This is a genomic window from Dietzia sp. Die43 (assembly GCF_024519835.1).
Classification (GTDB): Bacteria; Actinomycetota; Actinomycetes; order Mycobacteriales; family Mycobacteriaceae; genus Dietzia; species Dietzia kunjamensis.
The window spans coordinates 30,191-43,987 of record NZ_JALJRF010000011.1; the positions used below are offsets into that span (position 1 = coordinate 30,191).

At 68.5% G+C, this 13,797-nt stretch carries 8 protein-coding genes; all 8 read left to right on the forward strand.

Annotated features, from left to right (window positions below):
• Positions 1-9: 9 nt before the first annotated feature.
• The 8 genes from NR111_RS10670 (at position 10) to NR111_RS10705 (ending at position 13,770) form a co-directional block, all read left to right on the forward strand.
• A complete protein-coding gene (locus NR111_RS10670) occupies positions 10-672 on the forward strand; it encodes a hypothetical protein (RefSeq protein ID WP_241261659.1) in 663 nt (220 codons plus the stop codon).
• Between the two features lie 19 nt (positions 673-691).
• Positions 692-1,381, forward strand: coding sequence for a hypothetical protein (locus NR111_RS10675; protein WP_206474852.1), 690 nt, complete (start codon positions 692-694; stop codon positions 1,379-1,381).
• 434 nt (positions 1,382-1,815) lie between these two features.
• Entirely contained in the window at positions 1,816-5,322 is a 3,507-nt protein-coding gene (locus tag NR111_RS10680) for a DNA-directed RNA polymerase subunit beta (protein ID WP_069389561.1), read from the forward strand.
• Positions 5,323-5,448: 126 nt separating this feature from the next.
• A complete protein-coding gene (locus NR111_RS10685; protein ID WP_206474853.1) occupies positions 5,449-9,408 on the forward strand; it encodes a DNA-directed RNA polymerase subunit beta' in 3,960 nt (1,319 codons plus the stop codon).
• A gap of 201 nt (positions 9,409-9,609) precedes the next feature.
• The gene (locus tag NR111_RS10690) at positions 9,610-10,983 is read left to right on the forward strand and encodes a glycosyltransferase family 4 protein (protein WP_206475028.1); all 1,374 of its coding nucleotides are present in this window, start codon (positions 9,610-9,612) and stop codon (positions 10,981-10,983) included.
• The gene (locus NR111_RS10695) at positions 10,977-11,696 is read left to right on the forward strand and encodes a class I SAM-dependent methyltransferase (RefSeq protein WP_206474854.1); all 720 of its coding nucleotides are present in this window, start codon (positions 10,977-10,979) and stop codon (positions 11,694-11,696) included. Before NR111_RS10690 ends, NR111_RS10695 begins: the two co-directional genes overlap by 7 nt.
• A 6-nt stretch (positions 11,697-11,702) precedes the next feature.
• Entirely contained in the window at positions 11,703-12,833 is a 1,131-nt protein-coding gene (locus NR111_RS10700) for a prenyltransferase (RefSeq protein ID WP_206474855.1), read from the forward strand.
• Between the two features lie 79 nt (positions 12,834-12,912).
• Positions 12,913-13,770, forward strand: coding sequence for an LLM class F420-dependent oxidoreductase (locus NR111_RS10705; protein WP_067716785.1), 858 nt, complete (start codon positions 12,913-12,915; stop codon positions 13,768-13,770).
• The last annotated feature ends 27 nt before the right edge of the window (positions 13,771-13,797 follow it).

Below are 13,797 nucleotides of genomic sequence, written 5' to 3' on the forward strand. Positions count from 1 at the left end.
GTCACCGCCATGAGTTCGCAGGGAACGGAGGGGGGCGCGCGCCGCCCCGCGGGGACGGGGACCGTGCCGAGATGGCTGGTGGTCCTCGCGGCGATCATCCTCGTGGCGGGGCTGGCGACGTTGGGGGTGTTCGGGGTGCGTTACGCCCAGGCGCGGTCGGCACAGGAGGTGGCGTCCGAGCGCGAGGCGGCCGCCGACGTCGCCGCCCAGGTGATCATCAACGCGTTCAGCTTCGACCACCGGAACGTCGACGATTCGCTGGAGCAGCTGGCAGAGGCCTCGACCGGCGAGTTCCTCACCGAGCAGGAGCAGTGGGCCGACGATGTGCGGACGCGCGTCGTGGAGCAGAAGGCGGTCACCACGGCCACGGTCTCGCACACCGCTGTCGAGACCCTGGACCTCGAGGCCGGCGACGCCGCCGTCCTGGTGGTGTTCACCGCCCACTCCGAGCGGGAGGGCCAGGATGACATCACCGGCCGTCAGGCGATGCGCGTGGACCTGACGCGAGAGGACGGCACCTGGAAGGCCGACGCGGTCAACCAGGTGGGCGTGACGGTCCCGGTGGGCGAGTCCAGCCGGTCCGTGGAGGAGCTCAACACGCCGGAGGAACAGGACGCCCCGGCCACCGAGGAGGAGTCGACCCCCGCGCCGACCACCTCCGCCGGACGATGACGAAGGACGACAGTCGCTGATGCCACCGATCAAGAGGACACAGAAGTCGGTCACTCCGGCGCCGCGTAGGCGACTGGCCGGACACGCCGGACAGACCCGACCCGAGGGCGGGAGCGCCGCGCGCCCCACGACGTGGGACGGACGAGACGACGACGACGAGGTGGGCGGCACCGGAACCCGGGCGGATCGCGGGGAGCGGCGTGCCGGCCGACGTCCCGGTGGGCGGACGATCGCGTACTCCGCCATCGCGGTGGGGCTGGTCGCCGCGGCCGTCGGGGCGTTCCTGGCGACAGAACCCGGCGTCGACGTGGACAACAGGGCGTTCGTTGACCGGAAGGCCACCGAGGAGGTCCTCTCGGCGGCGACGACCAACGTCCAGCGGCTCGTGGCCATCGATCACGAGACCCTCGACGAGTACCACGATTCCCTGGGGGAATTCCTCACCCCGAAGCTCGTGAACGAGCTGGACGAGAACTGGCCCGCGTTGCGTGACAGCTACGAGCAGTCCGCGACGAGCGTCGACGCGGAGGTCCGCGAGGCCGGTCTGGCCTACCTGCAGGGTGACAAGGCCGAGGTGTTGCTGGTCCAGGATGTGTCGATGACCAGGGACGGCGCGGCTGCGGGAAGCACCAGCGGCACCTATCTCGTCGGTCTGGACAAGATCGACGGCGTGTGGAAACTGTCGAGGATCCCGGATCTGCCCTCCTGACGAGGGCGGGTCTGGACCCGATCCGGCAACCGACCGGGTCGGATCCTTGACGAAAGTGCTTTCACCCGTCACCCTTTAGGTGCATCGGGCGAGTGCCGCAGAAGTCGAGTGCGACGCGGCCCGGGTGCGACGTCCCGACCGGGGCCGATGAGGCGAGAGCCACGAGGGCAACCAGCGCAGAGACGGACGCCGCACCACGCACGGGACCAGCCTCCGGGGGACACTCCGTTGAAGGCTGGACTTTGTCGCCGCCTTCCGCTAGATTAGGTCGTTGCGCTGGCTGCTATTTGCCCTCCCGTCCGTCCGTGACGGCTCACTCCCGGTTCCACCGGGTGCTTTCCGAGCCCTCGATATCGCGGCGGACCTGGGTGGATACCCGTCGGCGGACCGCTCGCAGATACATCTGTGGTCACCGCCCGTGGTGATCACGTGAGGTGCTGGAAGGACCCATCTTGGCAGTCTCCCGCCAGACCACGTCAGTCTCCACCGTTCCCGGTGCGCCCCGGAGGGTTTCGTTCGCGAAACTCTCCGAGCCGTTGCCGGTCCCGGGGCTGCTCGACCTCCAGACGGAGTCGTTCGAGTGGTTCATCGGCTCGGAGGAGTGGCAAGAGAGGGCCGCCTCGCGCGGTACCACGAACCTCGAGGGAGGCCTGGAGTCCATCCTCAAGGAGATCTCCCCGATCGAGGACTTCTCCGGATCGATGTCGCTCTCGTTCTCGGAGCCCTACTTCGAAGAGGTCAAGGCGTCCCTCGAGGACTGCCGCGAAAAGGATCGCACCTACGAGGCGCCCCTGTTCGTCACGGCCGAGTTCGAGAACACCGAGACCGGTGAGATCAAGTCCCAGACGGTCTTCATGGGTGATTTCCCCATGATGACCGACAAGGGCACGTTCATCATCAACGGCACCGAGCGGGTCGTCGTCTCCCAGCTCGTCCGGTCGCCGGGCGTGTACTTCGATCGCTCGCGCGACAAGTCCACGGAGAGGGACGTCCACTCCGTCAAGGTCATCCCGTCGCGTGGCGCGTGGCTCGAGTTCGACGTCGACAAGCGCGACACCGTCGGCGTCCGCATCGACCGCAAGCGTCGCCAGTCGGTCACCGTCCTGCTCAAGGCCCTCGGTTGGACGACCACCGAGATCAAGGAGCGTTACGGCTTCTCGGAGATCATGATGTCCACGCTCGAGAAGGATACGGTCGAGGACACCGACCAGGCCCTGCTCGAGATCTACCGCAAGCTGCGCCCGGGCGAGCCGCCGACCCGCGAGTCCGCGGAGGCGCTCCTGGAGAACCTGTTCTTCAAGGAGAAGCGCTACGACCTGGCCCGCGTCGGTCGTTACAAGGTCAACCGCAAGCTCGGTCTGCCCGACCCCGAGGGTGACGCCACCACGACGCTCACCCGCGAGGACATCGCCGCCACCATCGAGTACCTCGTGCGCCTCCACGCGGGCGACGACTCGATGCAGGTGGCCGGTGGCCGCGAGGTGCCGGTCGAGGTCGACGACATCGACCACTTCGGCAACCGTCGTCTGCGTACCGTCGGCGAGCTCATCCAGAACCAGGTCCGCGTCGGCCTGTCCCGCATGGAGCGTGTCGTCCGCGAGCGCATGACCACGCAGGACTCCGAGGCGATCACCCCGCAGTCGCTGATCAACATCCGGCCCATCACGGCGGCGCTCAAGGAGTTCTTCGGAACTTCCCAGATGTCGCAGTTCATGGACCAGAACAACCCGCTGTCGGGTCTGACCCACAAGCGTCGTCTGTCCGCGCTGGGCCCCGGTGGTCTGTCGCGTGAGCGCGCCGGGCTCGAGGTCCGCGACGTGCACGCCTCGCACTACGGCCGCATGTGCCCGATCGAGACCCCCGAGGGTCCGAACATCGGTCTGATCGGTTCGCTCTCGGTGTACGCGCGGGTCAACCCGTTCGGTTTCATCGAGACGCCGTACCGCCGCGTCTACGAGGGCGTCGTCACCGATCAGGTGGACTACCTCACGGCCGACGAGGAGGACCGCTACGTCGTGGCGCAGGCCAACTCGGAGATCGACGCCGACGGCCGCTTCGTCGAGGACCGCATCCTCGTGCGCAAGAAGCACGGTGACGTCGAGATGGTCGAGCCGGGCGATGTCGACTACATGGACGTCTCGCCGCGACAGATGGTCTCCGTGGCCACCGCGATGATCCCGTTCCTCGAGCATGATGACGCCAACCGTGCCCTGATGGGGGCGAACATGCAGCGGCAGTCCGTGCCGCTCGTGCGTTCCGAGGCGCCGCTCGTCGGCACCGGTATGGAGCTGCGCGCGGCCGTGGACGCCGGCGACGTGGTCGTCAACACCGCCCCGGGCATGGTGGAGGAGGTCTCGGCCGACTTCATCACCGTGATGGACGACGACGGCGGGCGTCAGACCTACCGCCTGTCGAAGTTCGCGCGCTCGAACCAGGGCACCTGCTCCAACCAGCGTCCGATCGTCGACGAGGGTGACCGCGTCGAGGTCGGGCAGGTCCTGGCCGACGGCCCCTGCACCGAGAACGGCGAGATGGCGCTGGGCAAGAACCTGCTCGTCGCGATCATGCCGTGGGAGGGCCACAACTACGAGGACGCGATCATCCTCTCGCAGCGCCTGGTGGAGGAGGACGTGCTCACGTCCATCCACATCGAGGAGCACGAGATCGACGCCCGCGACACCAAGCTGGGCGCCGAGGAGATCACGCGGGACATCCCCAACGTCTCCGATGAGGTCCTGGCGGACCTCGACGACCGCGGCATCGTGCGCATCGGCGCCGAGGTCCGTGACGGCGACGTCCTCGTCGGCAAGGTCACCCCGAAGGGTGAGACCGAGCTGACCCCGGAGGAGCGTCTGCTGCGCGCCATCTTCGGTGAGAAGGCGCGCGAGGTGCGCGACACCTCGCTCAAGGTGCCCCACGGTGAGTCCGGCAAGGTCATCGGCGTCCGCGTCTTCTCGCGGGACGACGACGACGACCTGCCCCCCGGCGTCAACGAGTTGGTGCGCGTGTACGTGGCGCAGAAGCGCAAGATCCAGGACGGCGACAAGCTCGCCGGTCGTCACGGCAACAAGGGCGTCATCGGCAAGATCCTCCCCGCCGAGGACATGCCGTTCATGCCCGACGGCACGCCGGTGGACATCATCCTGAACACGCACGGTGTCCCGCGTCGTATGAACATCGGTCAGATCATGGAGACCCACCTCGGCTGGCTGGCCAAGGCCGGCTGGGAGGTCCCGCGTGAGGCGGACGGCTCCCTGCCCGACTGGGCGACCAAGCTGCCGGAGGAGATCCACAGCGTCGAGGCCGGTACCAACACGGCCACGCCCGTCTTCGACGGCGCGGCGGACACGGAGATCACCGGTCTGCTCGGCTGCACCCTGCCGAACCGTGACGGCGAGCGCATGGTGCAGGCCGACGGCAAGGCGACCCTCTTCGACGGTCGCTCCGGCGAGCCGTTCCCGTACCCGGTGTCCGTGGGCTACATGTACATCCTCAAGTTGCACCACCTCGTGGATGACAAGATCCACGCGCGTTCGACCGGTCCGTACTCGATGATCACCCAGCAGCCGCTCGGCGGTAAGGCCCAGTTCGGTGGCCAGCGTTTCGGTGAGATGGAGTGCTGGGCGATGCAGGCCTACGGCGCCGCGTACACGCTGCAGGAGCTGCTGACCATCAAGTCCGACGACGTCGTGGGCCGTGTGAAGGTCTACGAGGCGATCGTCAAGGGCGAGAACATCCCGGAGCCGGGTATCCCGGAGTCCTTCAAGGTGCTTCTCAAGGAGCTGCAGTCGCTCTGCCTCAACGTGGAGGTGCTCTCCAGCGACGGCCAGGCCGTCTCCCTGGGTGAGGGCGACGACGACGATCTCGACCGCACCGCCGCGAACCTGGGGATCAACCTCTCGCGCGACGAGTCATCGGCGGCCGACGAGCTGGCCCAGTAGGCGGGAGGGCGGCCCACGCCGCCCGAACCCCGCACCCGACAGATTCGAGTTCCACCTCGGCGGGCCCCACACCGGCCCCACCCCGCGAGGGGCCCGCCATCATCCCACCCGGGAAAGGACGCCTACGTGCAGGACGTCAACTACTTCGACGAGCTGGTCATCAGCCTCGCGACGGCCGAGGACATCCGTAACTGGTCCTACGGCGAGGTCAAGAAGCCGGAGACCATCAATTACCGCACCCTCAAGCCGGAGAAGGAGGGCCTGTTCTGCGAGAAGATCTTCGGCCCCACCCGGGACTGGGAGTGCTACTGCGGCAAGTACAAGCGCGTGCGCTTCAAGGGCATCATCTGTGAGCGCTGTGGCGTCGAGGTGACCCGCGCCAAGGTCCGTCGCGAGCGCATGGGCCACATCGAGCTCGCCGCGCCCGTCACCCACATCTGGTACTTCAAGGGCGTCCCGTCGCGTCTGGGCTACCTGCTGGACCTGGCGCCCAAGGATCTCGACAAGATCATCTACTTCGCCGCCTACGTCATCACCGGCGTCGACACCGAGCTGCGTCACAACGAGCTGAGCACCCTCGAGGCCCAGGTCCTCGAGGAGCGCAAGATCATCGAGGACGAGCGCGACTCCGACATCGAGGCCCGCGCGCGGAAGCTCGAGGCCGATCTCGCCGAGCTCGAGGCCGAGGGGGCCAAGGCCGACCAGCGCCGCAAGGTCAAGGACGGCGGCGAGAAGGAGATGAAGAAGATCCGCGAGTCGGCCCAGCGCGAGCTGGACCGTCTCGACGAGATCTGGACCACCTTCACGAAGCTCGACGTCAACCAGATCATCGTGGACGAGGGCATCTACCGCGAGCTCGAGGACCGCTTCGGCGAGTACTTCGAGGGCGGCATGGGCGCCGAGGCGATCCAGGCGCTGCTGCTGAACTTCGACCTCTCCGCCGAGGCCGAGTCGCTGCGCGAGATCATCCGCAACGGCAAGGGTCAGAAGAAGATCCGCGCCCTGAAGCGGCTCAAGGTCGTCTCCGCGTTCCTGCAGTCGGGCAACCACCCGGCCGCGATGGTCCTCGGGGCCGTCCCGGTGATCCCGCCGGAGCTGCGTCCGATGGTCCAGCTCGACGGTGGCCGCTTCGCCACCTCGGACCTCAACGACCTCTACCGTCGCGTGATCAACCGCAACAACCGCCTCAAGCGTCTGATGGATCTAGGTGCCCCCGAGATCATCGTCAACAACGAGAAGCGGATGCTGCAGGAGTCCGTCGACGCGCTGTTCGACAACGGCCGTCGTGGCCGGCCCGTCACGGGCCCGGGCAACCGCCCGCTCAAGTCGCTCTCGGATCTGCTCAAGGGCAAGCAGGGCCGGTTCCGTCAGAACCTGCTCGGCAAGCGCGTCGACTACTCCGGTCGTTCCGTGATCGTCGTGGGCCCGCAGCTGCAGCTGCACCAGTGTGGTCTGCCCAAGCTGATGGCGCTCGAGCTGTTCAAGCCCTTCGTCATGAAGCGTCTGGTGGACCTCAACCACGCGCAGAACATCAAGTCCGCCAAGCGCATGGTCGAGCGTCAGCGCGACCAGGTGTGGGACGTGCTCGAAGAGGTCATCGCCGAACACCCGGTGATGCTCAACCGTGCGCCCACGCTGCACCGCCTCGGCATCCAGGCGTTCGAGCCGCAGCTCGTCGAGGGCAAGGCCATCCAGCTGCACCCGCTCGTGTGTGAGGCCTTCAACGCCGACTTCGACGGTGACCAGATGGCCGTGCACCTCCCGCTGTCCGCGGAGGCGCAGGCCGAGGCGCGCATCCTCATGCTCGCCTCGAACAACATCCTGTCGCCGGCGTCGGGTCGTCCGCTCGCCATGCCGCGTCTGGACATGGTGACCGGCCTGTACTACCTCACCCGTCTGGACGAGGGTGCGACCGGCTCGTACATCCCGGCCTCCGAGGACACCCCCGCCGTGGGCGTGTACTCGACGCCGTCGGAGGCCATCATGGCCGTCGACCTCGGCGTGCTGGACATCCACGCCCCGATCCAGGTCCGACTGACGCACCAGCGTCCGCCGGCCGACGTCGAGGCCGAGCAGTTCCCCGAGGGCTGGACGCAGGGCCAGGAGTGGCTGACCGTGACCACCCTCGGTCGCGTGATGTTCAACGAACTGCTCCCGGCGGACTACCCGTTCGTCAACGAGCAGATGCCCAAGAAGCGTCAGGCCGTCATCATCAACGACCTGGCCGAGCGCTACCCGATGATCGTCGTGGCGCAGACGGTGGACAAGCTCAAGGACACCGGTTTCTACTGGGCCACCCGCTCGGGTGTCACCATCGCCATGTCTGACGTGCTGGTCCCGCCGGCCAAGAAGGAGATTCTCGCCTCGTACGACGCGAAGGCCGCGCGCCTGGAGTCGCAGTACGACCTCGGCAAGATCACCGACGAGGAGCGCAAGTCGGACCTGGTGAAGCTCTGGCAGGAGGCCACCGACGAGATCGGTCAGGCCATGGAGGAGAACTATCCGGACTCCAACCCGATCCCGACGATCGTGAAGTCGGGCGCGGCGGGCAACATGACCCAGATCCGCTCGCTCGCGGGCATGAAGGGTCTGGTGACGCGTCCGAACGGCGAGTTCATCCCGCAGCCGATCAAGTCCTCGTTCCGCGAGGGCCTGACCGTGCTCGAGTACTTCATGAACACGCACGGCGCCCGTAAGGGTCTGGCCGACACCGCCCTGCGTACCGCCGACTCGGGTTACCTCACCCGTCGTCTCGTCGACGTCTCGCAGGACGTCATCGTGCGCGAGACCGACTGTGGGACGTCGAAGGGTGTCGAGACGACCATCGCCCGCCCGGTGATGGACGTCCACGGCAGCCCGACCGGGTCCCTCGAGCGCGACGAGCACGTCGAGACCTCGACGTTCGCCCGGACGCTCGCGGAGGATGCGCTCGACGCCGACGGCAACGTGATCGTCGCCGCGGGCACCGACCTCGGTGACCCGAACATCGAGGCGCTGATCGTCGCCGGCATCGAGAAGGTCAAGGTCCGGTCGGTCCTCACCTGCACCACCGGTACCGGCGTCTGTGCGACCTGTTACGGCCGCTCGATGGCCACCGGTCTCCTGGTGGATATCGGCGAGGCCGTCGGCATCGTCGCCGCCCAGTCGATCGGTGAGCCGGGCACCCAGCTGACGATGCGTACCTTCCACCAGGGTGGCGTCGGTGACGACATCACCGGCGGTCTCCCGCGCGTGCAGGAGCTCTTCGAGGCCCGCGTGCCCAAGGGCAAGGCGCCGATCGCCGAGGAGGCGGGCCGGATCCGTCTCGAGGAGGAGGAGCGCTTCTACACGATCACGATCGTGCCGGACAACGGTGCGGACGAGATCGTCTACGAGAAGCTGTCGAAGCGCCAGGGCCTGGCCCATATCGAGCTGGAGGACGGCTCCTCCCGCCCGATCGCGGACGGCGATCACCTCGAGCGCGGGCAGGCCCTCCTCGAGGGCCCGGCCGATCCGCACGAGGTGCTGGCCATCCTCGGCCCCAACGGTGTCCAGAAGTTCCTCGTCGACGAGGTGCAGAAGGTCTACCGTGCGCAGGGTGTGTCGATCCACGACAAGCACCTCGAGGTCATCGTCCGTCAGATGATGCGTCGAGTCGCGATCAACGACTCGAACAGCACCGAGTTCCTGCCCGGTGCGCTCGTGGAGCGTGCCGAGCTCACGGCGGAGAACCGCCGCGTGCTCACCGAGGGCGGCTCGCCGGCCTCGGCGCGTCCGGTCCTCATGGGCATCACCAAGGCCTCGCTGGCCACGGACTCGTGGCTCTCGGCTGCCTCCTTCCAGGAGACCACCCGCGTGCTCACCGACGCCGCCATCAACAAGCGGTCGGACAAGCTCGTGGGCCTCAAGGAGAACGTCATCATCGGTAAGCTCATCCCGGCGGGTACCGGTATCAACCGCTACCGGAACTCGACGGTCGAGCCCACCGAGGAGGCCCGCGCCGCCGCGTACTCCATCCCGGACTACGGCGATGGTTTCTACGGTCCCGAGGACGGGTTCGGGGACGCCACCGGCGCCTCGGTCCGCCTGGACGACCTGGGCTACTGAGCAGGCCCCACGGCGACGAACCGACCGTGGAGTAACACCGACACCGGACCCCCGAGCGCCTCTCGCGCCGGGGGTCCGGTGCGTTCGTCCGGCCGTGTGTGGGACCGGGGCGAACGTGTTCTAGACTTTCCCGATGTGCCCGTCGCCGCCCGCGACACCCGCCGACGGCGGGCCGACGACCATGAAGGAGGCGATCGAGAAGTGCGGATCGCGCTGCTCTCGTACCGGAGCAAGCCACACGGCGGGGGCCAGGGCGTCTACGTCCGTCACCTCAGCCGCGAGTTGGCAGCACTCGGACACACGGTCGAGGTGTTCTCCGGTCAGCCCTACCCGGAACTCGACCCGGGCCCCACTCTCACCGAGGTCCCGAGTCTGGACCTGTACAACGACGCGAACCCGTTCCGCACGCCGCACCCGCGGGAGATCCGCGACCTCATCGACGTTCTCGAGGTGGTCACCATGTGGACCGCCGGGTTCCCGGAGCCGCGGACGTTCAGCATGCGGGCCGCGCGCACACTCCGGGAACGTCTAAACGACTTCGACGTGGTGCACGACAACCAGTGCCTGGGATCCGGCCTGCTGGACCTGGAGAAGGCGGGTTTCCCCGTCGTGGCCACGGTGCACCACCCCATCACGCGGGATCGCGCGCTGGCCATGAAGGAGGCCCCGCTGCGCAAGAAGATCACCACGTGGCGCTGGTTCGGGTTCCTGGGCATGCAGATGCGGGTCTCCCGCAAGCTGCAGGAGATCATCACGGTCTCCAGCAACTCCGCCGACGACATCGCCACCGACTTCGGCGTGGACCCGGACCGCATCGTCACCATCCCGCTGGGCGTGGACACCGACCGGTTCCACCATCGTCGCGTGCGCGAGCCCGGCCGCCTGGTCTGCGTGGCCAGTGCCGATCAGCCGCTCAAGGGGGTGCCGGTCCTGTTGCGCGCGCTGGCCAGGGTCCGCGAGGAGCACCCGGGCGTGCGTCTGACGCTGGTGTCCAAGCTCAAGCGCAAGGGCGAGGCCGCCAGGCTGCTCGACAAGCTGGGCCTGCGGGACGCGGTGGACCTGGTGTCCGGGGTCGACGACGACGAGCTCGCCGATCTCGTCGGGTCGGCCGAGATCGCGGTCGTGCCGAGTATGTACGAGGGATTCTCCCTGCCGGCGGTGGAGGCCATGTCCAGCGGCTGCGCACTCGTCGCGACGCGTGCCGGCGCGCTGCCGGAGGTCGTCGGCACGGACGACTCGGCGGCCCGCCTGGTCGAGCCGGGCGACGTCGACGCGTTGGCCCGTGAGATCAGCGCGCTGCTGTCCGACCCGGCCGAGCGGCAACGCCTCTCGCAGGGCGGCCGTGCCCGGGTCATGGAGCGCTACAGCTGGGCCGCCGTCGCCCGCCGGACCGTCGAGGTCTACGAGGCGGCGATCGCCCGGGTCCGCGGCGACGCGCTGCCGGACCTGACGGCCGGGCCGGTCCTCGGGCCGGATCAGACAGAGATCGACGAGCACGTCACCGACGACGTGCCCGAGGTGCTCCCGGAGTCCGGTGAGTACACCATCCGTGAGCAGGAGGACGCCGCATGCTGACCGCTGATTTCGACCGTCTCGGGGTCACCCCCGGTATGCGAGCCATCGACGTGGGGGCCGGCCTCGGTCGTCACACCTTCGAGCTCTACCGGCGTGGCGCGGACGTCACGGCGTTCGACCAGAACGCCGACGAGATGCAGCAGGTCTCCGACATGCTCGCCGCCATGGAGGCCGAGGGCGAGGGGCTGCCCTCCTCGAAGGGGGAGGCCGTCACCGGGGACGCGCTCAACATGCCGTACGAGGACGCGACCTTCGATCTGGTGCTCATCTCCGAGGTGCTCGAGCACGTCCCGGAGGACACCAAGGCCATCGCCGAACTCGTGCGGATCCTCAAGCCGGGCGGCGTCGCCGCGGTGACCGTGCCGCGTGAGTGGCCGGAGAAGCTCTGCTGGAAGCTGTCCGACGCCTACCACTCCAACCCGGGTGGGCACTGCCGGATCTACACCGCCGAGGAGTTGGGGTTCAAGCTCCGCGCGGCGGGGCTGGAGGTCACCGGCACCGGGTTCGCCCACGCGCTGCACGCCCCGTACTGGTGGCTCAAGTGCGCGGTGGGCACGGAGAACGACGACCACCCGTTGCCGAAGGCGTACCACAAGCTGCTCGTCTGGGACCTGATGAAGGGGCCCTGGGTCACCCGGACCGCCGAGAAGGTGCTCAACCCGGTGATGGGCAAGTCCATCGTGTTCTACCTGCGTAAGCCCGTGGAGGCCTGATCGTCCGTGCAGACGCCCAACACCGGAGTCACCAGCCATCGTCCGGTCCCCACCGTGCCCGGGGTCCTCGACGCCGACGCGGTCCGCGCCACCGGCGAGTGGCTCGCGTCCGTCCAGAAGCCCAGCGGTGAGATCCCGTGGTTCACCGGCGGTCACACCGACCCCTGGGATCACGTCGAGTCGGCGATGGGCCTGTCCGTCGCGGGCCAGTGGGAGGCCGCCGAGAGGGCGTACGGGTTCCTCCGGGACACCCAGCGGGGCGACGGGTCGTGGCCGATGAAGTGGCAGGACGACCACGTCGCCGACGGCGACGTCGACTCCAACTTCTGCGCGTACGTCGCGGTGGGCGTGTGGCACCACCACCTGGTGAGCGGCAGGCCCGGTTTCCTCGAGTCGATGTGGCCGACGGTGCGCCGGGCACTCGACCTGGTGTTGACGTTCCAGGGGCCCGAGGGGCAGATGTGGTGGGGCGCCGGTCCCGAGGGCTTCTGCGAGGAGGCGCTGGTCACCGGCTCGTCCAGCATCCACCACGCGCTGCGCTGCGGCGTCGCGATCGCCGAGGAGCTCGGCGGGAGCGCGCCGGACTGGGACGCCGCCGCCGACCGGTTGGGCCATGCGCTGCGCGCCCACCCCGAGCTCTTCACGCCCAAGGACGAGTTCTCCATGGACTGGTACTACCCGGTCCTGGCCGGCGTGATGGTGGGGGAGCAGGCGCAGGCGCGGCTCGACTCCCGGTGGGACGACTTCGTGGTGGACGGACTGGGCATCCGCTGCGTCGACCACCGGCCGTGGGTCACCGGGGCCGAGACGTGCGAGCTGGTGCTCGCCCTGGAGGCGGCCGGGCGACACGATCAGGCGCTCGCGCAGTTCACCAACATGCAGCACCTGCGGGACACCGACGGTTCCTACTGGACCGGACTCGTCTTCGCCGACGGCAAGCGGTGGCCGGTCGAGCTGAGTACCTGGACAGCGGCCGTCATGCTGCTGGCGGCGGACGCCCTCTCGCGCACCACCCCGGGCAACGAGATCTTCCGCTACGTCTCGCACCACACCATGCAGCGTCTGCAGTCCCAGCCGGGCGATCCGGCCGAGTGCGTGGCGGGCGAGGTCTGCCCACCCGCCGCCGTCGTGCGCTAGTCTGTGGCGACACCGCCGCTGGACACCTGTCTGATCAGGTGTCAGGCGGTGGGTCGACGCAGCGCACGAGGGAGAACGCATGGAATTCGGACTGACCCTGTTCACCAGTGACCGGGGCATCCGGCCGACCACGGCCGCCGTGGCCGCCGAACGCGCCGGGTTCTCCGCGTTCTACGTTCCCGAGCACACGCACATCCCGGTGCGGCGCGAGGCCGCGCACCCGGGTACCGGCGGCGCCGAGCTCCCCGACGAGCGGTACAGCCGCACCCTGGACCCGTGGGTCGCCCTCGGCGCCGCCGCGGCTGTCACGTCGACCATCCGTCTCGGAACCGCCGTGTCCATCCCGGTGGAGAGCGACCCCCTCACGCTGGCCAAGACCATCGCCTCGGTCGACCACCTCTCCGACGGGCGCACCGTGCTCGGCGTGGGGTACGGCTGGAATCTGGACGAGATGGCCGACCACAACGTGCCGCCGCAGCGTCGGCGCACCATGCTCCGCGAGTACCTCGAGGCCATGCGGGAGCTGTGGACGCACGACGAGGCCGAGTACCACGGAGAGTTCGTCGACTTCGGTCCCAGCTGGGCCTGGCCCAAGACCGCCCGCACGCCCGGCCCGCTCACCCTCGTGGGAGCGGCCGGCACCGAGAAGAACCTCAAGTGGATCTGCCGCAGCGCCGACGGCTGGATGACCACCCCGATCTCCCAGGACATCGCCGGCAGCGTACGGACCCTGCGGGAACTGTGGGCCGAGGCCGGCCGGGAGGGCGAGCCCTACATCGTCGTCCTCGACGGGAAACCGGATCACGAGAAGATCGACGCCTACCGCGAGCTCGGCGTCCACGAACTCGTCTACGGCACCCCGGACCGGACCGAGGACGAGGTCCTGGCCTACATCGACCGCCTCGCCGGCAAACTCGGCCTCGACGCCCTGGTCTGACGCGGGCGGGGCCACCGGGAGCGCCCC

Bases quoted from the DNA above. Each gene is read 5' to 3' on its own strand.
- NR111_RS10670 (WP_241261659.1), top strand. From the start codon at position 10: ATGAGTTCGCAGGGAACGGAGGGGGGCGCGCGCCGCCCCGCGGGGACG.
- NR111_RS10675 (WP_206474852.1), top strand. From the start codon at position 692: ATGCCACCGATCAAGAGGACACAGAAGTCGGTCACTCCGGCGCCGCGT.
- NR111_RS10695 (WP_206474854.1), top strand. From the start codon at position 10,977: ATGCTGACCGCTGATTTCGACCGTCTCGGGGTCACCCCCGGTATGCGA.
- NR111_RS10705 (WP_067716785.1), top strand. From the start codon at position 12,913: ATGGAATTCGGACTGACCCTGTTCACCAGTGACCGGGGCATCCGGCCG.